The sequence below is a fragment of the Bacillus sp. WP8 genome, from assembly GCF_000800825.1.
In the GTDB taxonomy this organism is placed as follows: Bacteria; Bacillota; Bacilli; order Bacillales; family Bacillaceae; genus Bacillus; species Bacillus safensis.
Window position 1 is genome coordinate 2236143 of the sequence record NZ_CP010075.1, and the last position, 23077, is coordinate 2259219.

Annotated in this window: 28 protein-coding genes; 6 read left to right on the forward strand and 22 right to left on the reverse strand. The window is 41.2% G+C overall.

What is annotated here, in order from left to right; all coding sequences use genetic code 11:
• Nucleotides 1-208: 208 nt before the first annotated feature.
• The 7 genes from QR42_RS11195 to rpmG form a co-directional block, all read right to left on the reverse strand.
• Nucleotides 209-1162 (reverse strand): ROK family glucokinase, encoded by a 954-nt coding sequence (locus tag QR42_RS11195; RefSeq protein ID WP_039179975.1) that lies wholly within the window; start codon nucleotides 1160-1162, stop codon nucleotides 209-211.
• Nucleotides 1163-1175: 13 nt separating this feature from the next.
• Nucleotides 1176-1379, reverse strand: coding sequence for a YqgQ family protein (locus QR42_RS11200; protein ID WP_008342322.1), 204 nt, complete (start codon nucleotides 1377-1379; stop codon nucleotides 1176-1178).
• 70 nt (nucleotides 1380-1449) lie between these two features.
• Complete coding sequence (locus QR42_RS11205; protein WP_039179977.1) at nucleotides 1450-2988, reverse strand: rhomboid family intramembrane serine protease; 1539 nt, start codon at nucleotides 2986-2988, stop codon at nucleotides 1450-1452.
• A gap of 86 nt (nucleotides 2989-3074) precedes the next feature.
• The gene (locus QR42_RS19365) at nucleotides 3075-3248 is read right to left on the reverse strand and encodes a hypothetical protein (protein ID WP_162473402.1); all 174 of its coding nucleotides are present in this window, start codon (nucleotides 3246-3248) and stop codon (nucleotides 3075-3077) included.
• An 85-nt stretch (nucleotides 3249-3333) separates the two neighbouring features.
• On the reverse strand, nucleotides 3334-3798 hold the full coding sequence (locus QR42_RS11210; protein ID WP_039179980.1) for a hypothetical protein: 465 nt from the start codon (nucleotides 3796-3798) through the stop codon (nucleotides 3334-3336).
• Nucleotides 3799-3929: 131 nt separating this feature from the next.
• Nucleotides 3930-4490: a 5-formyltetrahydrofolate cyclo-ligase gene (locus tag QR42_RS11215; RefSeq protein ID WP_039179983.1), complete on the reverse strand. Its 561-nt coding sequence runs from the start codon at nucleotides 4488-4490 to the stop codon at nucleotides 3930-3932.
• A 48-nt stretch (nucleotides 4491-4538) separates the two neighbouring features.
• A complete protein-coding gene (rpmG, locus tag QR42_RS11220) occupies nucleotides 4539-4688 on the reverse strand; it encodes a 50S ribosomal protein L33 (protein WP_008360061.1) in 150 nt (49 codons plus the stop codon).
• A gap of 414 nt (nucleotides 4689-5102) precedes the next feature.
• Between rpmG and QR42_RS11225 the strand changes: the two genes are divergently transcribed.
• Both QR42_RS11225 and QR42_RS11230 read left to right on the forward strand, forming a co-directional pair.
• Nucleotides 5103-5450 carry a hypothetical protein gene (locus tag QR42_RS11225; RefSeq protein WP_024422989.1) on the forward strand — a complete coding sequence of 116 codons (348 nt, stop codon included), beginning with the start codon at nucleotides 5103-5105 and terminating at the stop codon, nucleotides 5448-5450.
• Nucleotides 5447-5947 (forward strand): endolytic transglycosylase MltG, encoded by a 501-nt coding sequence (locus QR42_RS11230; RefSeq protein WP_039179985.1) that lies wholly within the window; start codon nucleotides 5447-5449, stop codon nucleotides 5945-5947. Before QR42_RS11225 ends, QR42_RS11230 begins: the two co-directional genes overlap by 4 nt.
• A gap of 41 nt (nucleotides 5948-5988) precedes the next feature.
• Here the strand turns inward: QR42_RS11230 and pstB (QR42_RS11235) are convergent, their stop codons facing one another.
• The 9 genes from pstB (QR42_RS11235) to QR42_RS11275 all read right to left on the reverse strand — a co-directional run bounded on the left by pstB (QR42_RS11235) (nucleotide 5989) and on the right by QR42_RS11275 (nucleotide 15587).
• Nucleotides 5989-6771, reverse strand: a complete 783-nt coding sequence (gene pstB, locus QR42_RS11235) for a phosphate ABC transporter ATP-binding protein PstB (RefSeq protein ID WP_039179987.1) — start codon at nucleotides 6769-6771, stop codon at nucleotides 5989-5991.
• 15 nt (nucleotides 6772-6786) lie between these two features.
• On the reverse strand, nucleotides 6787-7599 hold the full coding sequence (gene pstB / locus QR42_RS11240; protein ID WP_024422992.1) for a phosphate ABC transporter ATP-binding protein PstB: 813 nt from the start codon (nucleotides 7597-7599) through the stop codon (nucleotides 6787-6789).
• 23 nt (nucleotides 7600-7622) lie between these two features.
• Nucleotides 7623-8507, reverse strand: a complete 885-nt coding sequence (gene pstA / locus QR42_RS11245) for a phosphate ABC transporter permease PstA (protein ID WP_039179988.1) — start codon at nucleotides 8505-8507, stop codon at nucleotides 7623-7625.
• Entirely contained in the window at nucleotides 8507-9433 is a 927-nt protein-coding gene (gene pstC, locus QR42_RS11250; protein WP_039179990.1) for a phosphate ABC transporter permease subunit PstC, read from the reverse strand. The genes pstA and pstC overlap by 1 nt, the downstream gene beginning before the upstream one ends.
• 79 nt (nucleotides 9434-9512) lie before the next feature.
• Nucleotides 9513-10430 carry a phosphate ABC transporter substrate-binding protein gene (locus QR42_RS11255; RefSeq protein ID WP_039179996.1) on the reverse strand — a complete coding sequence of 306 codons (918 nt, stop codon included), beginning with the start codon at nucleotides 10428-10430 and terminating at the stop codon, nucleotides 9513-9515.
• A 214-nt stretch (nucleotides 10431-10644) separates the two neighbouring features.
• The gene (locus QR42_RS11260; RefSeq protein ID WP_039183202.1) at nucleotides 10645-12780 is read right to left on the reverse strand and encodes a peptidoglycan D,D-transpeptidase FtsI family protein; all 2136 of its coding nucleotides are present in this window, start codon (nucleotides 12778-12780) and stop codon (nucleotides 10645-10647) included.
• Between the two features lie 122 nt (nucleotides 12781-12902).
• Nucleotides 12903-14189 carry an MFS transporter gene (locus QR42_RS11265; RefSeq protein ID WP_039179998.1) on the reverse strand — a complete coding sequence of 429 codons (1287 nt, stop codon included), beginning with the start codon at nucleotides 14187-14189 and terminating at the stop codon, nucleotides 12903-12905.
• A 121-nt stretch (nucleotides 14190-14310) separates the two neighbouring features.
• A complete protein-coding gene (gene sodA / locus QR42_RS11270) occupies nucleotides 14311-14919 on the reverse strand; it encodes a superoxide dismutase SodA (protein WP_007501264.1) in 609 nt (202 codons plus the stop codon).
• A 182-nt stretch (nucleotides 14920-15101) separates the two neighbouring features.
• The gene (locus tag QR42_RS11275) at nucleotides 15102-15587 is read right to left on the reverse strand and encodes a DUF456 domain-containing protein (RefSeq protein ID WP_039180001.1); all 486 of its coding nucleotides are present in this window, start codon (nucleotides 15585-15587) and stop codon (nucleotides 15102-15104) included.
• Nucleotides 15588-15732: 145 nt separating this feature from the next.
• On the opposite strand from QR42_RS11275, the gene QR42_RS11280 reads away from it, so the two are divergent.
• The gene (locus QR42_RS11280; protein WP_039180004.1) at nucleotides 15733-16521 is read left to right on the forward strand and encodes a DUF1189 domain-containing protein; all 789 of its coding nucleotides are present in this window, start codon (nucleotides 15733-15735) and stop codon (nucleotides 16519-16521) included.
• 43 nt (nucleotides 16522-16564) lie between these two features.
• On the opposite strand, the gene QR42_RS11285 is transcribed toward QR42_RS11280, so the two are convergent.
• Nucleotides 16565-17110 carry a GNAT family N-acetyltransferase gene (locus tag QR42_RS11285; protein ID WP_039180006.1) on the reverse strand — a complete coding sequence of 182 codons (546 nt, stop codon included), beginning with the start codon at nucleotides 17108-17110 and terminating at the stop codon, nucleotides 16565-16567.
• 199 nt (nucleotides 17111-17309) lie between these two features.
• Between QR42_RS11285 and QR42_RS11290 the strand changes: the two genes are divergently transcribed.
• Together QR42_RS11290 and ispG are read left to right on the forward strand one after the other, a co-directional pair.
• A complete protein-coding gene (locus tag QR42_RS11290) occupies nucleotides 17310-17612 on the forward strand; it encodes a hypothetical protein (RefSeq protein WP_039180007.1) in 303 nt (100 codons plus the stop codon).
• A 105-nt stretch (nucleotides 17613-17717) separates the two neighbouring features.
• Nucleotides 17718-18833 carry a flavodoxin-dependent (E)-4-hydroxy-3-methylbut-2-enyl-diphosphate synthase gene (ispG, locus tag QR42_RS11295; protein WP_024423001.1) on the forward strand — a complete coding sequence of 372 codons (1116 nt, stop codon included), beginning with the start codon at nucleotides 17718-17720 and terminating at the stop codon, nucleotides 18831-18833.
• Between the two features lie 43 nt (nucleotides 18834-18876).
• Here ispG and QR42_RS11300 read toward each other — a convergent pair whose 3' ends face one another.
• Nucleotides 18877-19239: a DUF308 domain-containing protein gene (locus tag QR42_RS11300; RefSeq protein WP_039180010.1), complete on the reverse strand. Its 363-nt coding sequence runs from the start codon at nucleotides 19237-19239 to the stop codon at nucleotides 18877-18879.
• A 139-nt stretch (nucleotides 19240-19378) separates the two neighbouring features.
• Between QR42_RS11300 and QR42_RS11305 the strand changes: the two genes are divergently transcribed.
• A complete protein-coding gene (locus QR42_RS11305; protein WP_039180012.1) occupies nucleotides 19379-19957 on the forward strand; it encodes a 5' nucleotidase, NT5C type in 579 nt (192 codons plus the stop codon).
• A gap of 19 nt (nucleotides 19958-19976) precedes the next feature.
• Here QR42_RS11305 and QR42_RS11310 read toward each other — a convergent pair whose 3' ends face one another.
• The 4 genes from QR42_RS11310 to QR42_RS11325 all read right to left on the reverse strand — a co-directional run bounded on the left by QR42_RS11310 (nucleotide 19977) and on the right by QR42_RS11325 (nucleotide 23072).
• The gene (locus QR42_RS11310) at nucleotides 19977-20894 is read right to left on the reverse strand and encodes an ROK family protein (protein WP_039180014.1); all 918 of its coding nucleotides are present in this window, start codon (nucleotides 20892-20894) and stop codon (nucleotides 19977-19979) included.
• Nucleotides 20895-21029: 135 nt separating this feature from the next.
• Entirely contained in the window at nucleotides 21030-21458 is a 429-nt protein-coding gene (locus QR42_RS11315) for a zinc uptake transcriptional repressor Zur (RefSeq protein WP_003217433.1), read from the reverse strand.
• Complete coding sequence (locus QR42_RS11320; protein WP_024423005.1) at nucleotides 21436-22296, reverse strand: metal ABC transporter permease; 861 nt, start codon at nucleotides 22294-22296, stop codon at nucleotides 21436-21438. The genes QR42_RS11315 and QR42_RS11320 overlap by 23 nt, the downstream gene beginning before the upstream one ends.
• On the reverse strand, nucleotides 22296-23072 hold the full coding sequence (locus QR42_RS11325) for a metal ABC transporter ATP-binding protein (protein WP_024423006.1): 777 nt from the start codon (nucleotides 23070-23072) through the stop codon (nucleotides 22296-22298). The genes QR42_RS11320 and QR42_RS11325 overlap by 1 nt, the downstream gene beginning before the upstream one ends.
• Between the last annotated feature and the right edge of the window lie 5 nt (nucleotides 23073-23077).

Here is a 23077-nt window from a genome sequence, read left to right on the forward strand (position 1 = left end):
CCTCCTTATGCTAAGCGCGCACCCAGGCTCAGGATATACCCTAATTATTGGTGCTTCTAGAAAAATAACTAAAGTATATCTTATCCTGTATATGATGGAAAATCAATGTCTTTTTCCTCATGACAAACTTATGAATATGCTAAACATCCAATTTCATGCCTATCTATCGCTTTTTTTAATAAAAATGACATCATTATGACTTTTTTGTTCAAGACAGCCATTTGGTTTTTGCCATCCATGCACCACCGATGACACCCGCATCGTTTCCGAGTGATGCTATCACCACTTCGACATCGTCTGCGCAAGGCGGGAACGCATGTTGTTTCACAACGCGTTCTACTTTACTGCGAAGAAGCTCACCTGCTTTTGAAACACCGCCGCCAATCACAATTTTCGTTGGGTTTAAAGCACTGGCAAGATTCGCTAGGACAAGTCCAAGATGTGTCGTCACTTCTTCTACGACACGCATTGCAAGATCATCTCCGTTTTCTGCCGCTTCAAATACATTCTTTGCTGATAGCGAAGCGAGCGTGCCAAGTGAAGATGTATGCTGCTCGGTTTCTAATTTATCCTTTGCAAGCCGGACGATGCCAGTTGCAGATGCGATTGTTTCAATACAGCCTGTTCTTCCGCAGTTACAAGGTGCTCCTTGAAATGGAACGGCACAAATATGGCCAATTTCTCCGCCAGCTCCTGTCTCCCCTTGAACAACTTCACCGTTGACGATGATGCCGCCGCCAACCCCCGTTCCAAGTGTGACCATCAGGATATTTTTTGCGCCATCTCCTGCACCCTTCCACATTTCACCGAGTGCAGCAATATTCGCATCATTTTCAATGACAGATGGAAGTCCCGTCTCTGCCTCTAGGTGATCTTTCAACGGATAGTTTGTCCAGCCCAGATTCGTTGTTTTATAGACGATTCCAGATACTTTATCTACAGGTCCAGGTGCACCCATTCCAATCCCAATAAGTGCTGATTTCGGCATACTGATCTCAACCAGTTTATGGTCAATTGATTTGGCAATATCGACTGTGATCGTCTGCCCGGATTTATCCGTAGGAATCTCCCACTTATGCTGAATTTCACCATATAGATTAATGAACGCAAGCTTAATTGTCGTACCGCCAAGATCAATACCTACAAACCAATCCCCTGTCATATGCCCTCCACCTTCACATTGTTTTTCGATTTAGTTTGGCTAACTCCATTTGAAGAATCGTCATTGCGTTTGACCATTCAGTCCGGTCAATGATGCCCGATGTATACATTTCCTTCAATTCGTCTGCCATAAATTCTAATTCTACTTCACGATCTCCGAAATACACATAATTTCCAAATCTCATAAGCAGCTGCTGTACATCATATAACGTTTTCATTGTTTCCACCATTTCTTCTCATCAACAGATAGGATAAGCGTATTCATAAATGCGCTTTCAGTCAAGTCATTCAACGTGTTTGACTATTTTCGATATATTGTTTCAGCTTTAAAAATTGATCATTTTGAGGATCTTGTTTTAATGCTTTCGCTAATAGATCATCTGCTTTCGCTGTCTCTCCTTTTTCTACGAATAACAACGATAAATGATACAGTTTATTTGGATCATCTGGATCTTTTTCAAGCGACTTTTGTAAAAATTGAATAGCCTTATCAAGTTGGCCCTGCTGCGCTTCCGATAGTGCATAAATATGAAGTGCCTCAGCTGATGCATCTTTTTCGTGTACATATTCCTCTAGTCGTTCACTTGCTTCGCTATACTTTTTCTCATCAAATAAACTCGCTGCCTCACTTGTTGCCGCTGCTTCCTTTTGATTATCTGAATGAAACCCTGTATACAATCCAAAACCACCAATCAAGAGCAAAGCAGCAGTCGCAAGAAGCATTTTGACAGGCTGCGTCTGTTTAGGAAGACGGACAGCTAATGCAGCGAAAAAGCCGCCAACCAGACCGCCAAGATGCCCTGCGTTATCAATACCTGATACAGTGAAGCCTATTCCTAGGTTAATGAGAATAATGACAATAATATTTGTCCCCATCGTCCGAAAGAAAAGCTTTCGGTTTGAGATAGCTAAATATAACAGTGCCCCTAAACAGCCAAAAATCGCGCCTGATGCTCCGGCTGCAATTGCCGTATTAAACACAAAGCTCGCTATGGAGCCAAAAATGCCAGAAATCAAATAGATGAGCAAAAATCTTCCTGACCCATAAATTCTCTCAACAGCCGCTCCAACTGACCAAAGAGCAAAAGTATTAAAGAGTAAGTGCGTCAAGCCAATATGTAAAAACATTGGTGTTATCAGGCGCCACCATTCACCCTCTAAAATCAGCACATTATTTTTAGCACCAAATGCAGTTAAAGTTGCCGTATTGGTACTTCCGCCAGATAGCTCAAGTAAAAGAAACATCACCACTTGGACAGCGATCAGCAAGTAGGTGAAAATGGGTCTGCCATTTTGAAACACGGCCCGTTCTCGTTCACGCTGTTTTTCCTGATCATCAAATGCCTGGAGCACGTTCCTTTTAAGCTGCATTGCATCCTCAGCTGTGTCTCTCTTCGCTTCTTCTACATCAACTGCAAGAGATGTATTCAGCCATTTTTGCAGTTCGTTTATATCGTTTTGAAGCGTGTCTGCATTGAGTAACACAGGAGTAACTGTCACCTTATTCTCTTTTTGCGGCTCACCGTTTAAGTCTTCCCAATCATCTACTGGAACATCAGTTGTAAATTGCAGCTGCAAGAGATGAAGCGATCGTTTACGCATAGCTTCTCTCAGCTGATTGATCCGATATGTTTGCTCCTCGATATCTCGAACGATCTCCTGTCTGAAATTCACATCTTTTCTATACAGACGAATGAGATCATAGCCTGAGTTTCGTGGTGCTTCAAAAAATATTTCATCTTCTGGGTACGGACTTTGAATCATCTCGTATCCTTTTTGTCTTAGTTCATCAACAACTCGCCAAAATAGACTATCTATGACATTCATACATTCGCGCTCCATTTTTTACATTATTATAGCAAGAATCGTTCTGATCCGCATTTCAAAACAAAAAAATCCCGGCATTTGCGGGATTAGAATGCTTGGCGAATAAATTTCGTCCGAAAATATGGGATTTTCATCAACCATTTAATCAAAAAGTGACGTACTTGATTTTGGCCTAAAATCAAATTCATGAGCCGATAACGATTTTGCACGAGAACGAATGCAAACAGTGTGAACACAATGCTCCAAATCATTTTATTCATCATATTCCCTCCTATGTTCGTATCGTGGCTTAAATAGGATTTGTTTATGCATGAACCAACATTTTTATCGCCTAAAAGCAGGCCTTCACAATCTAATCCCTTGTTCTTTTGATTGAATATAATAAACCTCTCCGCACTCTGATTGATCATAAGAAACGTCAAATTGATGAAGGTCGATTAAATCCTTGAAAGTATGAGGCAGCTTACAATTCCGCTCTAACCCCTCCACCTTGTGCGGGAAGTAACTGTCGTATGGATTTGGTGTATGAACATATACAGCGTCTAAACCAGGGTCATGCTCGTGAATGCAAATCCAAGTTTGGTATGGCTTTTCAAAGCCTTCAAGCTGTTTTAGCAGCCTATGATATAAAGCGATATGAGCTTTAATATGTTCTCTTCTTATTTTTAAGCTATTTTCCCCGACTCCAAAAAAATCAAGGTGCGTATGCGAAAAAGAGAACCACGAATCGTGGTCGAGCGTTAATTGATAAGTATTCACTTCCTCCCACATATTACGGAAGTATCTTTTCTTTCCACGAAATTTTTTCAAAACATATCCCCCCGTCAGCTAAAATGCTTTTTAATGAAGAATGTTGATCGCTATCGTTCATGTAACTTTTGATCACAAACAAGACCTTCGCTCAACACAAAAAGCCCGTTCATACGTATAAGCAGCGGACTTTATTTTTGATATAAGATACCTTTCTCACTGACGATAATTGAAACCGGGATGTCGTGCGTTTCAGCCGGAATCTGCTCGGTTTGCTGTACAGTCAAACAAAGAGCAAGGGTTTCACCGTGATAATCAGCTAAGTAGCGGTCATAATAGCCGCCCCCATATCCGATACGGTAGCCTTGTCGATCAAAGCACACCCCAGGCACAATGATCAAATCGATTGATTCTTTAGATGCAGCGGTCGACGCCAGAGGGTCGGGCTCCAATAGCCCAAAGTAGCGGGATATCATCTTCGTTTCCGGTGTATATTTATAAAACGTCATCTCTTTTGTTTCGGGAAAACAGGTGGGTACACATACTGTTTTCCCCTCCTGCCATGCTTTTTCAATGAGAGGCATTGTCGGTACCTCTTTTCCTCTAGACATGGTGAGTGCAATCGTATTTGCTTGTTTCCATGCTGGCAGCTGAAACAAGTGCTCATGAAGTAAAGCGGTGCTTCGCTCGAATTCCTCATCACTCATCTGATCCAGCTTGGCTAATGTTTGAAGGCGAAGCTCTTTTTTCACACAGATCATCTCCCATCATAAAAAAACAGCAGGAAAATTCCCTGCTGCTTACTTTGTTTCACGATGTAAAGTTTGTTTTTTATCACGTGAGCAATACTTTTTGAATTCAACGCGATCTGGATTGTTTCGCTTATTCTTTTTAGTAATATAGTTACGCTCACCGCATTCAGTGCAAGCTAGAGTAATATTTACGCGCATGTTTTTCCCTCCAAACTAAAATCAATTCACATTCAGACCTAACTATAATACCACTTCTAGCTTAGGAATGCTAGAATGTTTTTTCACCAATTTCAATTTCAGTGCAATCCGTCCGGGTTCTGATCCATATCGCACGATCATTTCATGAAAAATGGCCTACTCCCCTATAAAACGTCAATCTTTCTCGTACTGTATACATGAGAAAACCCTCTTTTATTTTGACAGCCAGCAAAATTTTCATACTCGTTTTTCATTTAAAATGAAAAAAGATGAAAAAAAGGTGATTTTTTCAGCAATTCCTTTTGAAACTAGCTTTTTTATGGTATAAAAAAGAAGGGTCGAAAACTGTCTGAAACAATCATGAAAGCCTTTTATGGTTTTCAGCATTAAAATATGAATAAAAGGTGATGAAACATGGAAATTGCAATTATCGGATTGCTTGTTGTCAGTATCGTACTGATCGCATTCTCATATTTTCAAAGAGAGCCGATTAAAGAAGTCGAGCAGGAACTTGAAACACTTCAACTATCTGCAATGCAAGAAATCTATAAACTGAAAAAGAAAATGAAGGTTCTTGAAGAAGAATTACTTGAAACAAACATCGTCGTCCGCAAACATTCAGAAATTGATCCATCTATCGCAAGACAAATCATTTCAAAGCATCAAAATGGCATGTCTCCTGAGGCCATTGCGCGTGCTGAGCATGTATCTGTAGATGAAGTCAACATGATCATTAAAGACAACGAGAAGGTGCTTGTATGACGAAAAAAAGCATCCAAACGTTTGCGGCAGGTATGATTCTTGCAACTGGTGTTCTGGCAATCGTTTTTTTCCTCACTGGAAAAGATGAAGCGACGGCTGATACGACCACAAAAGAAACGCTCGCAGCGAAAGTAACAGACACTGACGTGAAAAACTATTTAGACTCTAAAAAAGAAGTCTCCGTCAGCCGTGAAACATATCAGCAGCTTCTTGATTATAAAGAAAAAGCACTGAAAGCAAATGAAGACGGCGATTCTAAAAATGATAAACAAACATCAGACAAGCCTAAAGGCAAATCGGTCAAATTCGTTATTAAAAACGGGATGAGCACAAGTGATGTTTCAGACATGCTTGAAAAGGACGGAATCATCAACTCGTCTAAAGATTTTAATGATTACGTGATTGACGCCGGCTACCATAAAGAAATTCGTGCAGGCAAGTTCAATTTAAAAACAGGGATGACGTTCAAACAAATCGTCAAAGCCTTAACAAAATAACAATAAAAACCCCTGGCGGCGTTGACCTCCAGGGGTTTTTATTATCCAAATCGACCAGATATATAATCATTTGTTCTTTGATCATTTGGCTCAGAGAACATCACATTTGTATCATTGATCTCAACAAGCTCCCCCATTAAGAAGAAGGCTGTTCTATCTGATACCCTGGCCGCTTGCTGCATGTTATGCGTCACAATGGCAATCGTATATTTCTCTTTTAATTTCATAATCAATTCTTCAATCTTTAATGTTGAGACAGGATCAAGCGCTGATGTTGGTTCATCCATTAATAAGATGTCTGGGCTTGTGGCAATAGCTCTTGCGATACAAAGACGCTGTTGCTGACCGCCGGAAAGACCTAATGCAGGCGCACTTAATCGATCCTTCACTTCATCCCAAAGGGCAACATCACGAAGCGCTTTTTCAGCGATTTCTTTCAATTGCTGCTTGCTCTTCACCCCGTGAATTCTTGGCCCATAGACGACATTATCAAAGATAGATTGAGGGAATGGGTTCCCTTTTTGAAAGACCATCCCGACATTTTTACGTAGTTCCACTAGATCGACACGGCCTTTTAAAATATTGTCACCGTTATACATCATATCCCCGGTGATTTTCACACCTGGGACAGTTTTGACCATGAGATTTAAGGTCTTGATAAACGTTGACTTTCCGCAGCCGGACGGACCGATAATTGCTGTGACTTCATGCTCTCTTATGTCTAAATCAATATGCTTAAGTGCGTGATGCTGTCCATACCAAAGGTTCATATCATTCACACGAAACACTTCTTTTTTTGCTGTTTCAGTTGCTACTGCATTCATCAAAATCCACCCGCCTTATCCAAATCGACCATTGATATAGTCTTCTGTTTTTTGCTGCGCAGGACGTGTAAAGATACGTTCAGTGGCATCATATTCTACTAGATCACCGTTTAGGAAAAAGGCCGTATGATCAGATACACGTAACGCTTGCTGCATGTTGTGAGTCACAATGACGATCGAATAATCATTTTTCAAATCTGATAATAGCTCTTCAATTTTTGCATTTGAGATCGGGTCTAGGGCAGAAGCAGGTTCATCTAATAAAAGAACGCTGGGCTTCATCGCAAGTGTACGGGCAATACAAAGGCGCTGCTGCTGACCGCCGGATAATGACAAAGCTGAGCGGTGCAGACGATCTTTGACCTCATCCCAAAGCGCCGCTTTTGTTAAGCTTTCCTCTACCGCATCATCAAGCACTGATTTTCTTTTTTCTCCCGCATACTTTAATGCATGGGTAATGTTATTGTAGATCGATTTAGGAAATGGGTTTGGCTTTTGGAAAACCATGCCGATTTCTCTTCTTAAATTGACCACATTAATGCGGTCATCCAAAATATTGAGCCCTTCGTACATGATCGCCCCTTCACTTCTCGCACCTGGGATCAAGTCGTTCATGCGGTTAATGCTGCGTAAAAAGGTTGATTTCCCGCAGCCAGATGGGCCGATTAATGCGGTAATTGCGTTCTTCTCAATTTCAAATGAAATGTGATTGACCGCTCTTTTTTCCCCATAATAAATGCTTAAATCCTGCACCTGTAAAATCTGTTCTGCTTGAAGTGGAGCCTTTTTTGCTGCAATCTCTTTTTTTTCTGCTAGCATTTGAACCATATCCCCTTCACACCTTTCTCACATTATTTTGACGTAAGCTTCTTATGAATAAATGAACCAAGCCATCTAGCTGCTAAGTTGAATACTAAAACTGAAAGCACAAGTACGGCTGATGCACCATTTGCAATGGCCTCTGCATCTGGAATGATTCCTTGTGTATTGACGTTCCATATATGAACGGCTAATGTTTCTGCCGGTCTAAAAATATTCAGCGGTGACGTATCAGAAAATGGACTCCAGTTTGTAAAATCTAGACGCGGTGTGGTGAGACCTGCTGTGAAAAGAAGCGCTGCTGCCTCCCCGAAAACTCTTCCTGATGCTAAAATCGCACCGGTAATAATAGAAGGAATCGCACCTGGAATCAGGACCGTCTTCACTGTATGCCATTTCGTCACACCAAGCGCTAGTGATGCTTCCTTTTGATCCTTCGGTACAGAGCGAAGCGCGTCTTCTGTCACCCTGACCATCACTGGCAGGTTAAACACCGTGAGCGCAAGAGCTCCTCCGATGATTGTATAGCCCCAGCCTGTTAAATTGACAAACATGAGTAAACCAAACATACCAATGACAATGGAAGGAAGTGAAGACAGCACTTCAATACATGTGCGAATAAAATCAGTGACTTTGTTTTGAGGCGCATATTCAGCCATGTACACTCCGCCGCCGACACCAAGTGGTACTGTGATCAGCATTGTAATAAACAAAATGTAAAACGAGTTAAACAGTTGGTCCCTAATGCCGCCGCCAGAGCCAATCGCACTTGAGCGAGTTGTCAAAAAGTCAAAGTTTAATTCTTTTGCCCCGTTGAAAATGATATAAGAAAACAAACCAACTAGGATCGCCGTAATAATGGCGGCACATAATCCAAAAACAATCGTGGCAAAACGATCGGTCATTTTGCTATTCATTAAATCTTCCTCCTAGACGACAAGTATCTGATAATGAGTATGAACATAAACGATACAACTAGAAGGACAAGCCCCATTGACCAAAGTGTATTGTTCTCAACACTTCCATACGTTGTGTGACCCATGTTTAACGTAATAATGGTTGTTAATGTACCAGCTGTATCCATAATGCTCTCTGGTAAATTACGTGTGTTTCCAATGACCATTTGAACGGCAAGGGCTTCTCCAAATGCTCTCGCCATCCCAAGAACGACAGCTGTCATTAATGTTGGAAGAGCTGCTGGTACAAGCACACGTCTAATCGTTTGCCATCTTGTTGCGCCAAGTGCATACGATCCCTCACGTAAGCTTTTTGGAAGGGAAGCCATTGCATCAGTTGCAATAGATGTAACGGTTGGCAAAATCATAATAGACAGAACGATCGTTCCCGCTAACAAACTGTGCCCTGAGCCGCTTGACTTGAATTGTCCAATAAACGGCACCAATACTGTAAGACCTATGAATCCGTAAACAACGGATGGAATCCCTACAAGCAATTCAATGACTGGCTGGAGAATTTTCCGGCCCCATGCAGGTGCAATTTCTGTCATAAAGATCGCTCCTGCGATGCCTAGCGGCGCTGCAATAAGTGCCGATAGAAGCGTGACGGCGATCGATCCAAAGATAAATGGAAATGCACCGTACTCCGGGTTTTCTGCTGTTGGGTTCCAATTGATACTGGTTAAGAACTCAATTGGGCTTACACCATTTACGATGAAAGATTGTAAACCCTTAATGCCAAGGAAGATGGTAATGGCGATGGATACTGCAATCATTAAGAATGCGCAGAATCTCACCAAAATACTTCCTCTTACTTCATCCATTTGCCTATTTTTCTTCGAGCTGATCAGCCGATCGCTCGCTTCTGTATGTTCTATCTGCTTCATTTTTTTCTACACTCCTATGAATGTCATAAAAGGAAAAGTGAAATGCTCCACTTTTCCTTCATCAGCAATTCAAGACCTCTTACTTATCTGATTGTTTGCCTGCTGCGTCTCTTTCTACTTTCATATTAGAGACTGAGATGTAGCCTTGATCTTTGACGATTTCTTTTTGTACTTCGTCACTCATAAGGTAATCTAAGAATTGTTTTGCTAGACCTTCCGGCTCACCTTTTGTATAAGAGTGCTCGTATGCCCAAATTGTATATTTACCGCTTTCTACATTGCTTTCTTCTGGTTTCACACCATCAATGCTAAGCGGTGTAATTTTGTCATCTGTTAAATAAGAGAATGCAAGGTATCCAATCGCACCTGGTGTTTCTGCAATCAGTTTTTTCACTGTGTTTGAAGAATCTTCTGTGATTCCTTCTGCAGGTGTTGCACCATCAAGTGCATATTTCACAAATGTTGCACGAGTTCCTGAAGAATCAGGTCTGTTAACAAGCGTGATTTTTTGGTCTTTCCCGCCAAGCTCTTTCCAGTTTTTGATTTTACCAGTGAAGATTTTTTTCAATTCGTCCTTTGTGATGTCTTTGACACCCACTTCAGGGTTTACAGCTGCGGCCATTCCAACAACTGCTACTTTGTGGTCTTTTAAAGCTTTTGCGTCGACTCCGTCTTTCTCTTCAGCGAATACATCTGAGTTACCAATTTGTACAGATCCTTCTGAAACTTGAGAAAGTCCTGTTCCTGAACCGCCGGCTTGTACTTGAATATCGGCTTTTGGATGTTTATCCATGAATTTTTCTGCTGCCGCAAGAACTAAAGGCTGCATCGCAGATGATCCTGAGATGGTAATGGAACCTGATGCCTCATCTTTGTTTGAAGCATTTCCTTTACTGTCTTTTGAATCCCCGCTTGAGCTGCTGTTTCCGCATGCTGTGACGAATGCTAACAATGCGATAGTAAGGAAAGTAAGCAGCCATAATTTGTTCTTTTTCATTTCAAGAATACCCCCTGAATAATTTGTCCTACGAGTAATACATTAAAGGTTCTTTATTAATTTCGTTTAAATGGAATGTTAAGGTTTTGTAAATGTCGAAGTTTTGTAGAGAAATTGCGGCGTTTTTTATGAATTTTGTCAATTTATATCGGAATTTTTGAAGAAAACGTAAAAAAACGCCCACAAAAAGTGAGCGTTTTTACCTATGAAAGGTCTAGTTATTTGTTTCTGCTTCATTTTCAATTTTGTTTTTGTTTTTCGCCTGTGTATCATTGCTTTCCTGTTTTGATTTCAGTTCAAAGTACTTGTCTAATACTTGTTCCCCAATATCGTTTGTAATTGGATAGCGCTGGTTGTAGTCTTGATACACCCACGGGACGACAACGGAAATGGCCACTTCAGGATTATCAGCAGGCGCGTATGCTACAAGAGTTGTATTATACGTCGGTGTACCGCGCTTGCTTTTAATTGGACCGTCATAGAATGATTGAGCGGTTCCTGTTTTGCCAGCTGGATTATACTTTTTGTTGCCAAAGTTTGAATAAGCTGTCCCTCTTGGGTTCTGCATCACAAGCTTGAAGCCTTGCTGGACACGCTTGATTTGATCACTTGTCATGTCTAGCTTATTCAATACATCCGGTTTGACGGATTCTGTCACAGCTCCAATGCCGCGCTGCGGATCTGGCTCTCTCACTTCTTTGACAAGCTGCGGACGTAAACGATACCCGCCATTTGCAATGGTTGAAACGTATTGCGCCATTTGCAGCGGTGTAAACGTATCATACTGTCCAATCGCATAGTCAAGTAGGAGACCCGATTGTGTAGACGTTCCTCTGTAGCCCGTTGCCTCGTTTGGCAGGTCAATACCAGTTTTGACGCCAAGGCCAAATTTACTGAAATTGTAGCGGAACGTATCAAATGCTTTCGGATCAATTGGGAGCGGCTGATTCTTACGATATTCGCTTTTCCCAATAGCGATCGCTGTTTTGAACATATACACGTTTGATGAACGCTCTAGTGCTGTTAAATCATTAATGAGTCCCATATTTTGATAGGATTTCTTTGGCGGTGACTGAGCGATATAGAGAGGTTCATCATACTGGGTACTTCCAATATGAATAGCGCCTGTTTTATATCCGGTCAGTACCGTTGCCCCTTTTACAGCTGATCCCATCGCATATGAGGATGTCATCGTTCCTAATGAGTAGTCATCGAACTTGTATTTTCCGTTTTTGTTTGAAATCTGCTTACCCGCAACAGAGAGAACCTCTCCATTTCTCGGGTCCATCATGACAACAAATGCGCGATCAAGAAGCTCAGTTCCCCCTCTTTGTTTCGCACTTCTCAAGTTCTTTTCAATAATTTTTTCAACCGCTTTTTGCAGCTGAATGTCAATTGTCAGCACAAGGTCTTTCCCGCTCTTACCTTCTGTTAACACTTTAGAGCTTGTGACATTGCCCTGTTTATCAGTTGTACTCTGTTCTTTTTCCTTTTGGCCCTGCAGGACATCTTCATATTGATATTCAAGATAGCTTTTTCCTACACGGTCATTTCGGCTGTAGCCGAGTGATAGATAATGCTCAAGAAGTGACTGCGGAAGACCTTCATCACTCGAGGACACACTGCCAAGCATACTGCGGAGCAGTCCTTTATACGGATAGCTGCGTGACCAGTCTGTCGTTACATCAACACCTGGCAGCTCGTCCAAATGCTCAGAGACGTAAGCAATTTCGCTCGGCTTTACATCTTCATTTTTAATAAATTGAGGCGTCAGTGCATAGCCTCCATCCATCTGCCTTTTAATGGCAAGCACTTGTAAATCTTTTTTCGTCAGTTGATTTAATTCCTTGTCTGTGATGCGTTTTAGCTGAAGCTCATATAGTTTATCATCAGAGACCTTATCGTCACCCTTTAATTCTGATTCCTTTTGAACAAGCTTTTTCGCTTCATTTGGATGCGTTAAGATCCAGAAATCTTTTTTGTCACGATCTGTGATTTTTTTCGTACTCACATGAATCATATCCGCTAATTTTGATGCCACTTTGAGCCGCTCTTCTTGTGAAGTCGTCGAGGTTCTCGTATATGTAATGGCATTTAGCGCTTTATTGCTGACAATCGTATTGTAGTTTCGGTCGTAAATTTTTCCGCGCGGAGCAGATGAGCTGACATTCACATCCTCTTGTTTCTCTGCCTGCTTTTTATAATCTTCTCCATTGACAATTTGCACAAACCCGAGTCTAACGACAACGCCGGTAAAAATAATAAACGCGGCTAAAAATAATAAATTCAGCCGGATCGGAAGTGTTTTGCGCCCTTCCTTCGCGTCTTTTTTGTTTTTCTTGTTTCTCATCACATCACCTTTTCTATCAAGAAAGAAATGGCACCCCTTTTTGTGTTTAAAAGGTGCCATCATCATTTTAGCGGTTTTTCTATCATTTATCTAGAAATTTGATGTTCCATTGGTAAGAAATTTTACCTTTCTCCCTTAATAAGGTTCGTGTGAGAAACTGGCTTTTGACCGTCAGCCTCTTTCATATCAGCTGTTTTTTCTTTTAAATGAATATCTTTTACAAAATAATAAATGAGGGTATGTCCCGCCCCGAGCACAACAAGAGATGCTGGGATTCCGAGCTCATCACCTAGTAAGGTGACAGACAACAGGAACAAAATAATCGAACTAATACGGCCGGCATTTAAAAATAGCTCTCTGACCACAATATATTCAATTCTGGCCTTTCTGGCATACCTTGCATGGCCGATGACATCATATGTTAAGGATACATAAGGAACAAGCAGGAGCGGATATCCTATTGCAATCGCTACCGCATACATGAGAAGTGAAACATAGGACAAGTGGAAGACGATTAAAAACAGGGCGCCGTATAAAATCAGACCGCCAAGCATAATCGCCTTCTTCCGCCACTTTTTCTTAATCAAACGCGTAGCGAAGAAATAAGCAAAAAACGCAACACCTGAATTCACTAAACCAAACGTCCCGAGAGCAAGCTCACTGTTTGTTGCAATAAACACGAAGACACTGATTAAGAAGACAAAGACCCCTTCACGAAGCCCTTGAAAAAAGTGTGCTGATGTAATCCTACGCCAGTTCTCGTCTGCATGGCGTTCTTTCCAAATTTGTTTGATGATAAATTTGCCTTTTGACTGTCTTCTTTTGAGGAAAAAGCTCATCACAACCGCTAGTGAAAACAAAAAAAGCGATAATGTGAAAATGACTGTGTAGCCTGTATCATCCGTTAACTGAGAAATGACAATCCCCGCAATGAGAGGACCGATCATGCCGGCAGTTGAGGAAAGCACCCCGAGAAACCCATTAAAGAAGTCTCTTGTTTCAGGCTCGGTGATCTCAAAGGTGAGTACGTTAAAAGCAAGCCAGTAAAAACCATAGCCAATCCCAAGGACACTTCCCAATAAAACAAGCCGTGCGGCCGCTTGTTCTCCTGCCATTAAAACAATTAAATAAAAAGCGGCTAAAAAGATGACACCGAAACGAAGGACAAACGCCCGGTCTATTTTTTTAGCGAGCCGGCCAGCGAATAAAAACGTAATGGGCTGAAGCACCACAATGGCCAAGTTATAAATCGCAAGATCCGTGAATTTCCCAGACTGTTTCCATAAGTACACATTTACAAACGTATTTGAAAGCGCAATGGCAAGTGCGTATAACCCGCCAATCGTGAGGAGGAGCAATAAATCTCTTGTAACATCCATGTCCCCGAACATTTTCTTTAATCTGCTCATACAATTCATTCTCCTTTTCTACACAATAGTCTGTCTCATCAAAAGGCAGATATGTAAAAAAAGGAGGGAAAATATAAAAAGACCTGCTTCTCTTGAAAGCAGGTCTTTTAGAATCAAATCATTATTTTGCTTCGCTGTAAAGGCGAGCTACTTCATCCCAGTTCACAACATTCCAGAATGCTGAAATGTAATCAGGACGACGGTTTTGGTAGTTTAGGTAGTAAGCATGCTCCCAAACGTCTAGTCCTAGAATTGGCGTTTTTCCTTCAGTTAAAGGAGAATCTTGGTTTGGCGTGCTTGTGATTTCAAGTTTTCCGTTGTTCACAACAAGCCATGCCCAACCAGAACCAAAGCGTCCTGCAGCTGCTGCAGCGAAATCAGATTTGAATTTTTCAAATCCGCCTAATTCTTTTTCGATTGCATCTGCAAGTTCACCAGTTGGTGCGCCGCCACCGTTTGGTGAAAGAAGCGTCCAGAATAATGAGTGGTTTGCATGTCCTCCGCCATTGTTACGTACAGCTGTACGAATGTTTTCAGGCACTGAGTTTAAGTTAGCCACTAGCTCTTCAATTGATTGATCTTCAAGAGCTGATACACCTTCGATTGCTTTGTTTAAGTTTGTTACATATGTGTTGTGGTGTTTTGTGTGGTGAATCGTCATTGTTTCCTTGTCGATATGTGGTTCTAATGCATCGTAAGCATATGGTAATTCTGGAAGTTTAAAAGCCATGGTTAATTTCCTCCTTAAAATGTATGTACTGAAATGCTTCCTTTGTAAGTCAGCAATTCACCCTACTCAAAGAGTATCAAAAGAAACAGCTTGTTTCAACGTTATTGCTCATGTTCTGAAACATTTCAGTGTTTATTTTGTCTTTAGCCCTTTAGATAAAGTTTTAAACACCCTTTTTCAACTTAGCGAAGGACATAAAATAAAAAGATGCCCAGCATCAGCGCTTGAATCAATCCTTTTGCAAAAACACCTGATACAAATCCAATTAATGAGCCTAATCCGACTTTCACACTCGTCTTCAAATCTTTTTGATGAACAAGGAGCTCTGCAATGACACTCCCGAGAAATGGACCAATAATAATTCCTGCAATGGGGATCACAAAAGGACCAGCTAATAACCCAATGGTGCTTCCCCAAATAGCTGCCTTGCTGCCGCCAAAGCGCTTGACCCCTATAAGATTTGAGACATAATCCGCCGCAAATAAGACGGCAGTAAACATCGCTTGAATGAGCCAGAACGTCAGTGTAAGCGGCTCGAAACTAAAGAAGAAGCCATATAGAATAAATCCGAGTACCATAAAGACCACACTCGGAATAATTGGATAAACCAGTCCAACAAACGCAATGATAAATGCACAGCCAATCAGTATCCAATACAGCACATCCAAGACCCTGCCTCCTCCTTTTTATTTGCTGTATACATTATGCCTCATTCCTTCTATCTTAACCAGTGATGAGGGCCATACTTGTACTTGATGGATAGACATTGATACAATATGAGAAATAGAAAAGAATGTAGGAAGTGAATGGGTATTGAACGTATTTAATCTATTGTTAAAAGGAATTTATTCACCAAAAAATATTGCCAAAGCAAGATTTACAGGGATCGGTAAAGCGATTTTATTCATTTTTATCCTTTCAATTATCGCAGCAGTTCCTCAGGGATATCACATGAGTCAAGAGATCTCGAATGCGATGTCAGGATTTCAGCACGTGATCAAAAAAGATTTACCCGACTTTTCAATTGAAAAAGGAAAGCTTCAAGCGGATCAAAGTGCACCAATAGAAAAAGAAGAAAACGGCATTACGATCATCTTTGATCCTGCTGAAAAAATAAAAGCAAGTGAACTTGAATCAAAGCAAACAGCCATTGCTTTATTAAAGGAAAAAGCAGTGATTGCGATTGATGGGCAAATGACAGATATTCCATACCAGCTCCTTGGCGGAACGCTGACAAAAGACGAACTTGCTCGCGTCACAAATCAGAACCAAGCGATTATTATCCCTGTCATCTGTGTACTGCTATATTTATCAACTGCGGCGCTCATGTTTATTAGCGCAACATTCCTTGCAATGCTTGGTACATTTATTAAACGAATGCAGCAAAAAGAGCTGTCTTTCCAAATGCTTTGGAAGCTCTCCGCTTATTCACTCACATTAACAACGGTCTTTTTCGCTATCATGAGTGCATTAAACACACCTGTTGCAAACTCATTTTTATTAAATTGGGTCATTAACTTTATCTTTTTATATCTTGTGGTAAAAGAAATACCTGCAAAAAAAGCAAATGATCCATCCAATAAGGATTTGTCTACACAATGAAAGCTCCCCCGTCTCGGAGGAGCTTTTTATGTATGTTCATACGCTAGGACTCATCTGGATGGATGATCGCAAATAAATAATGATCCTCCCACACTCCGTTAATCTTTACTTTTTTACGATTTAGTCCCTCATTTTCAAAACCTGTCTTTTCAAGCACACGAATGGAACCCCTGTTACTCGGCTTTACTCCAGCCTCAATCCGGTGGAGATTCAACTCATAAAAGGCATAGTCAATGATTAAACGAATGGCTTCTGTCATATATCCTTTTCCGCCCTGCCTTTGATCGAGTACATACCCGAGCCAAGCTCCTTCTATCGGACCTCTTACGACAGAACTTAAAGAGATCGTCCCAATTAAGACACCTGTTTCATTTAAGAAAATACCATGCATGTATGATTCATCTTGTTCACTTCTTTGCCTACTCCGCTGAATTCGTTCAATTTGACGAGGTAACGTGAAGAAATCATCTTTGATCAAAGGTGTAAATTCCTGAAAATATGAGCGATTCTCAAGTTCTAATGTTAACAGTGCTTCTGCATCATTTTCTGTTAGTGTTCTCACATATATATGCTGACTAACTTTCTTCATAAAATCTCCCCCCTTTCTTATTTTATCATAATCGTCATATGAGATTGCTCTCCTATTTACACCAACGACCCAAGCAGTTTTATTACAAGACATACTAGAACTAACTAGAACCATCCTTTCCAGCTTTTCTCCTCTTTTTTGGTTCTATCATTTCAGGACATGCATAGACTGAAGTAAACTCTTAAAAGCGGTGAGTAAAATGCGGCGAATTCTTTTTTTACTAATCAGTTTATTTGTCCTCTTTATTATCTTTTTTGATTTAAAAAATGGAACCATTCCTGTTGAGGAAAACCCAGCCGTTCCAGCAAGTGCCCTTCAAACAGCTGAGAAAAAGACATATAAGAACGTTACGGTAAAACAAGGTGAAACGGTCCTCTCCATCGTACATACAAGCAAGCCACTTGATGATGTCATTAAAGATTTCGAGGAGCTGAATCAAGGTGTGAAAGCGAACGAAATCAGAGCAGGCAGTACATATAAGTTTCCTGTCTATAAGAGATAAAACGTTAATTCCTTGTCATTCATACGAAGAGACTGTTACAATATGAACTGTAAAACACGACGTACACGGCAAAGAATTGCTTGTACACTAAGGAGCGATTGACAAGTGAGTGAAGTCACACATCGTACTAAAACGCGTCCCGTCAAAGTGGGACCTTTAACTATAGGTGGAAATAATGAGGTTGTCATTCAAAGTATGGCAACAACCAAAACACATGATGTCGAAGCGACAGTCGCTGAAATTAAACGTTTAGAAGAGGCAGGCTGTCAAATCGTGCGTGTCGCATGTCCAGATGAGCGTGCAGCAAATGCAATTGCGGACATTAAAAAACAAATTAACATCCCGCTTGTTGTGGATATTCATTTTGACTACAAGCTTGCACTGAAAGCGATTGAAGCAGGCGCAGACAAAATCCGAATCAATCCAGGAAACATTGGAAGAAGAGAAAAAGTTGAAGCTGTTGTCAAAGCAGCAAAAGAAAAAGGCATTCCAATTCGTATTGGGGTAAACGCTGGTTCATTAGAGAAAAAGATTCTTGATAAATACGGCTACCCAACTGCAGATGGTATGGTCGAAAGTGCACTGCATCACATTAAAATTCTAGAAGACCTAGACTTTCATGACATCATCGTCAGTATGAAAGCATCTGATGTAAACCTTGCAATTGAGGCATACGAAAAAGCGGCTAAAGCCTTTGATTATCCTCTTCATCTTGGGATTACAGAATCAGGTACGTTATTTGCAGGTACAGTTAAAAGTGCAGCTGGACTTGGCGCTATTTTGAATATGGGGATTGGGAACACACTCCGTATCTCATTAAGTGCTGACCCAGTTGAAGAAGTAAAAGTAGCACGTGAATTGTTGAAATCATTTGGTCTTGCATCAAATGCAGCAACACTAATCTCCTGCCCAACTTGTGGACGAATTGAAATTGACCTTATCAGCATTGCAAATGAAGTCGAAGAATATATTTCTAAAATCAAAGCTCCGATTAAAGTAGCAGTCCTCGGCTGCGCTGTAAATGGTCCAGGTGAAGCGCGTGAAGCAGATATCGGCATCGCAGGTGCTAGAGGCGAAGGATTATTGTTCCGTAAAGGTGAAATTGTTCGTAAAGTACCTGAAGAAACAATGGTCGAAGAACTGAAAAAAGAAATCGATAAAATCGCTGAAGAACATTATGCGAAAATGGAAGCTGAAAAAGAAAAACAAGCGAATGCATAACAAAAAACGCCTGACGTCATTGTCAGGCGTTTTTCTGTCCTTGTTAAAAGAACGGGGTGATAAATATGCCTAGGATGACGGAAACAATTCCGATCCCGATTGACCACGCGCCAAGCGCATGTGCTCCTTTTCTTCGTGCAATATAACCAACGACGATGGCCGCTACCCCTAATAGCACCGGCAAGACAAATAATGAGATAATCGCAATCGCGAGTGCTGTATAGCCTATCCCCTTACTGCCCGAATCGTCACCTGCATGGTCACGTCCTCGTCTATCTTCTCGATCTCTTGATGCTTGATATGGCTCTGCAATTTCAGCAGCTGTTTCCTCTAAATAGCCATCATCATTACTAAAGTGTGTGTCGATTTCACGATCATTTCTTCTGAAATCCTCGTCTCTTTCCATGATCAATTCCCCCTTTTGGTTAATAGAAAGGAGCTTTTTTAGTATGAGCAAAAATGTCTGTTTCATGTTTGCTAAAACTTGCTGGAATTGTGAAATGATTATGTTACACTTTAAGAGTATAAAAATGAGGAGTGTGGGCATGTTACGTTTAGGAATTGATATTGATGGTACAGTGACGGCGCAGGACACCTTTGTTCCCTATTTAAACGAGTCGTTCCAATGTGCCATGACACTAGATGATATGACAGAATATGATTTGACGAAGCTTTTAAAGATTTCTCAAGAAGAATTTTGGGGCTGGATGAATGAGCATGAGCCTCTTATTTATAAACAGGCAAAGCCTGCTGAGGGTGCTAAAGAAATCCTCGACCAAATGAAGCAGCAGCACAAATTGATTTATATTACAGCAAGAAGGCAGCAGCATTCAGATATCACCTACAAGTGGTTTCAAGAACATGACGTGCATTATGATGACATTGAGCTGGTTGGCGGTCATCATAAGCTGGAAGCCGTTCAAAAGCACAAGATTGATGTATTTTTTGAAGACCATCACGGCAATGCCACAATGATTGCAAAAGAGGCAGACATCCCGGTTATACTTTTTAACTCCCCTTATAACCAGATGCCAATTGACGACAGAATTATTCGCGTAAACAACTGGCACGAAGCGTCTCAATGGATCAAACAATATGAACAAAGTCTGCAAGCTGCTTATTAGGGTAGAAAAGCCGATACGTTTAATGTATCGGCTTTTTCGATGGAGCAAGCTGCCCTTCTTTCATGAGGAAATGGTACAACGCTCCCTTCATGCCTGCCTGATTCAAGTAATAACACGTTTCCAGCTTCACCTGAATGTTCTTCCACGCAGGCAGTGTATGTAGGTGTTTCTCAATACTTGATAGTAAATCTGGTCTTGCGCTCACGCCGCCGCCAATGAGAATTTTTTCTGGATTGAGGACGGTTGCTACATTGTAAATGCCAATGGCGATTCGCTTGTACCACTGATCCACCAGTTTTTCAATGGACGGATCGTGCTTCGCCTTTTCAAAAATGTCTTGTCCGTCTATTTGTGTACTTTGCGGAATTCCTTGCTTTTCTTTATAGCTGCGAATGAGTCCAGCCGTTGAAGCGCTGCTGTTGAGTGTTGTAAATTGTCCATTGTCTGTTTCTGTCAGCATCATGCCAAATTCACCGCCGCGAAAGGAAGCCCCACGCACAAGCTGACCACCAGCGAAAATACCACCGCCAACACCTGTGCCAAGCGTCATACAAATAAAGCTGTCACACTCTTTCGCATGGCCGCTATATTTTTCTGCGAGAGCTGCACAGTTCGCATCATTTTCCACTTCTACACGAAGAGATGTCTTCTCTTCTAAAAGTGTTTTTACATTTTGACCATTTAAGGCGATGATGGCGCCTGCAAATTCTGTATAACCTGATTCACTGTCCACAAAGCCTGGAAGACTGATGGCGATACCCCTGACATCCTGCTTCCTTTGATAATCCCTGACCACACCCGCCATTGCTTCTAAAAACGGTTCAAGCTGCCGACAGTTCGTCTGATAGTCACCACTAGTGACCAGCTTTCCATCCTGATCCATTAATCCATGTTTCGTTCTCGTCCCGCCTACATCAAACACGACGTAATAAGCCACTTTTGACCCCTCCCTTTACTCCAAAAGACTCAAATTGCACGCTGTATTACCTTGATCTCATTTTAATGAAACAGCCTCTCTTTGTAAAACGTTTTCAAATGACAAAACAAAAAAGCCAGCTCATGGCTGGCTTTTTCACGAGTGAACTTCCTTCGGTTCGCAGGAAGGACACGTTCCGTATATTTCAAATTTATGTCCGCTAATATGATAATCCTCTAGATCGGCATCAAGCTTGTCCATAGGACAGGCATCGATTTCTTTTGTTTTCCCGCATGTAAGACAAATAAAGTGATGGTGATGATGGGAAAATGAACATTTGAAACGGAATAGTTTCTCCCCTGACAATTCCGTTGTTTCTAATATTCCAAGGTCTTCATATAGTGACAAGTTTCGATAAATTGTATCAAAGCTAAGACCCGGGTAATCTTCACTTAGTGCCGTCAGCACATTTTTAGCGGTCAAATATTTATCAGAATCAGAAAACAATTGAAGCATATCTTCACGTTTGCTTGTATATTTGTAGCCTTTTTCCTTTAATAAATCAAGCGCTTCTTGTACGTTCATGTTGATTCCCCCTTCTGAATTTCCCAATACTAATACACCCGATTAAAATCAAAATAGACAGCATCACAATGGTTCCGCCTGGCGCTAAATCAAGATAATAGCTTAAAATCAATCCGGCTAATACCGACAATTCACCAAACAAGATCGAAAGGAAAATCGCCTGTTTAAATCCTTTGGCAATGCGGATACTTGCCGCAACAGGAAGCGTCATGAGCGCCGACACAAGCAGTGTACCGACGATACGCATCGATGCCGCAATGACAAGTGCAACGACTAAGATAAAAATAAAATGAATCCATTTTGCTGAAATACCAGAAGCCTTTGCATGCTCTTCATCAAAAGAAAGCAAAAACAATTCTTTATATAAAAGCACAACAACTAACACAACAACGAGTGAGATCCCTACAATAATCCAAAGATCGAGTCTTGACACCGCACTGACACTTCCGAATAAATAACTAAACAAATCTGTATTAAAGCCATTCGCTAGTGAAATGAAGATGACGGAGATCCCAATTCCCCCTGATAAAATAATGGGAATGGCAAGCTCCTGATAATGCTTATACACGGAGCGCAGACGTTCAATAAACAATGAACCAGCAACAGAAAAAGCCATCCCTAAGTACAGCGGGCTTACCCCTGTCAAAAGGCCAAACTTTTTATCAAGAAATAGACTTGCGGCAATACCGGCAAGTGATACGTGACTGAGGGCATCTGCAATAAGCGAGAGCCTTCTGACGACAATAAATACACCAAGTAAGGGCGCAATAAAACCAATCAGTAACCCTGCGATAAACGCATTTTGTAAAAATTCATAATGAAAAAATGGAAATAGCATTATTCATGTCCCCCATGATGGTGATGGTCGTGATGAATCACTTGAATGTCATGCCCGTAAAATTGGGATAGCGCCTGATCATCCATCGAATCAAACGCTTCTGCATCCCCGTGGAAATGCAGTGTCTGATTTAAACAAGCCACATGGGTGACTTTATCGGAAACGGTGCCAACGTCGTGTGTGACGAGAATTAAAGACATTCCTTTTTCTTTGTTCAATGTTTCGAGCAGCTGATAAAAGCCTTCTACTGTCCGCTGGTCTACCCCAACTGTGGGCTCATCCAAAATGAGCAGCTTTGGCTGACTGACAAGCGCACGGGCAATAAATGCGCGCTGCTGCTGACCGCCAGATAGCTCCCCGATGTTTTGATGCTTTAAATCTTGTATACCAACTGAGCGAATGGCATCTTCCACTTGCCATTTATCCTGCTTGCTCATTCGTTTAAACAAACCAATTTTCGCGGTCAATCCGCTTGCGACGACCTCATATACAGAAGCAGGGAAACCCGTATTGAAGCTATTCGCCTTTTGAGAAACAAATCCAATTTGATCCCAGTCTCTAAATTTTGAAACAGGCGTGCCAAATAGCTTTAATTCCCCTTGCTGCGGTTTAATGAGCCCAAGCAGGCATTTTAATAAGGTTGTTTTACCAGAACCATTCGGTCCAACAAGTGCTAGAAAGTTTCCTTCCTCTACTGTTAAATGAATGTGATCAATGACATTTCGCTGTCCATATGAGTACGAAATGTCCTTCATTTCAATAATTGGCTTTGCCATGAATC